This window comes from Catenibacterium sp. co_0103 (assembly GCF_004168205.1).
GTDB lineage: Bacteria > Bacillota_I > Bacilli_A > Erysipelotrichales > Coprobacillaceae > Catenibacterium > Catenibacterium mitsuoka_A.
Genome location: NZ_RCYB01000166.1, coordinates 1 through 2,199 on the forward strand (window position 1 = coordinate 1; position 2,199 = coordinate 2,199).

General features: G+C 34.1%; 3 protein-coding genes. All 3 read right to left on the reverse strand.

The window, feature by feature from the left end; genetic code table 11:
- Window positions 1-206: 206 nt before the first annotated feature.
- Window positions 207-467, reverse strand: coding sequence for a hypothetical protein (locus EAI80_RS12775; protein WP_129982341.1), 261 nt, complete (start codon window positions 465-467; stop codon window positions 207-209).
- Entirely contained in the window at window positions 467-1,666 is a 1,200-nt protein-coding gene (locus EAI80_RS12780) for a phosphopentomutase (RefSeq protein ID WP_129982342.1), read from the reverse strand. Before EAI80_RS12780 ends, EAI80_RS12775 begins: the two co-directional genes overlap by 1 nt.
- A gap of 193 nt (window positions 1,667-1,859) precedes the next feature.
- The coding region (locus tag EAI80_RS12785) for an RNA-guided endonuclease TnpB family protein (protein ID WP_153188265.1) at window positions 1,860-2,199 on the reverse strand (340 nt) is incomplete at its 5' end.

A 2,199-nucleotide genomic window follows, 5' to 3' on the forward strand; every position in this document is an offset into this window, starting at 1 on the left:
AAGAAATAAGGGGTGAGATTCACCCCTTACTGCGTAATAATTAAAATTTAGGAAACCCCTAGTTATTTTAAATTACCTACAAGTGGAAACCCCCAAATATTTAAAGCGAGTTTTTTATTGACCCCCCTTAAAAATTAAAGGTTCGTAATAATTAAAATATAGGAAACCCCTAGTTATTTTAAATTACCCACCGTTTTGAACGGCGTTTAAATAATCAAATTGCCAATAAATAGTACTTCTAGCACTACATTGATAATTATCAAATAAATAAAGAGTGCTTTCTTATACTTTTTATAATTATTAAATAATGAAATAACTGCAGATACAACAAGTAGTGAAGCCATAACAAGATAGAGTGCTTCAATGATGATGTTCCCTTTCGCAAGAGTTATTCCAAATACATAAAGTATAACAGCCATTAAGCTTGCTGCAAGAGAGACTATAATGATTTTTCTCTGTTTTTCCATTAAGCATCCCTTTCAAGTTCTTTTAATATAGATTCACCAATACCTGGATTTTCTACATTAAAGTTATCTGCAATAGTTGCACCTATTACTGCATAACTTTCAAGTAGTCCTAAGTTTTTAGGATGATGTAATGATTTGCTGTAGATGAGTAGTGGGACATGTTCTCTTGTATGGTCTGTTCCTTTCCAAGTAGGATCATTACCATGATCAGCTGTAATCATGATTAAATCATCATCATTGATTGCAGCCATTAAATCAGAGAGCTGTGCATCAAATTCTTCAATAGCATCTCCATATCCAATCGCATTTCTACGATGTCCATAAACTGCATCAAAATCTACTAGATTCACAAAGATGAGTCCATGTTGGTTTTCTTTCGCAAGTTCAATTGTCTTTTCCATACCATCCTTATTAGAAACAGTATGAATGCCTTTTGTAATACCTTCATCTACAAAAATATCAGGAATCTTCCCAACTCCTACTACATCTAGTCCTGCATCCTTTAAACTATTAAGTACTGTTTTACCAAATGGTTTTAAAGCATAGTCATGTCTATTAGGTGTACGTTTAAATTCTCCTTTTTTACGTCCTACAAAAGGTCTTGCAATGACACGTCCAACCTTCCATCTTTCATCCATGAGTAATTCTCTTGCAATATGACATGCTTCATATAATTCTTCTAATGGAATTATTTCTTCATTCGCAGCAATCTGGAATACAGAATCAGCTGATGTATAAACAATCCAGTCTCCTGTTTCTAATTGCTTTTCTCCTAAATCATCTAAAATCTTAGTACCACTTTCTGCATAGTTTCCAAGACATTTTCTACCTGTCTTTTCTTCAAATAGTTTTATAAATTCTTCAGGAAAACCTGTATCAGTAAATGTCTTAAAAGGTTTAGTGACTTTAAGTCCCATCATTTCCCAATGACCTGTCATTGTATCCTTCCCATTAGATACTTCTTTTAAAGAGGCAGTAGTACCTAGTGGATGTGCAATTGGATGAATACCTTTAAAGTCTCCTAGATTACCTAAACCCAAGCCTTCCATATTAATTACATTTAAACCATCTTTTGCTTCACAAATATGACCAATCGTATTGGCACCTTCATCACCAAATAAAGCTGCATCTTCTGCATGTCCAATACCCATAGAATCACATACAATCACAAATACTCTTTTATATAATTCTTTACTCATCGTCTTTCCTGCCACTCAAAATGTGATTAAATATACTCACATCGAGATAATGTAAGTTCTCACGAACATTACTTACTATGTCACCGTGCACGCTTTGGATTGACCGAAATCATATCTACTCACAAGTTCAAGTACACTCCATAGTCTTAAATTCCCGAAATAGCCTTCGGTACATACTTACGTTTGCGTTCATCTATGCAACTTCGTAAGTTGTAGCATCTCTCAGATTAAGTGCGGCATTGAAATCTCTGTCTTTGATATATCCACAGTCACATCTGAAAATTCTATCTGAAAGCTTTAAATCTTTCTTGATACTTTTACAGCAATGACATGTCTTAGATGATGGGAACCATCTATCTACTGTTCGAAGTTCGATTCCGTTCTTTTTGCATTTAGCTAGAAGCTTTATTTTAAATTCATAAAACTTCTGCGAAGCAACTGCCTTTGAAAGATGCTTGTTCTTCATCATTCCTGATACGTTTAGATCTTCAATCGTTATATGAGATGGCTTGGTTTTCACTATCTCTGCGATT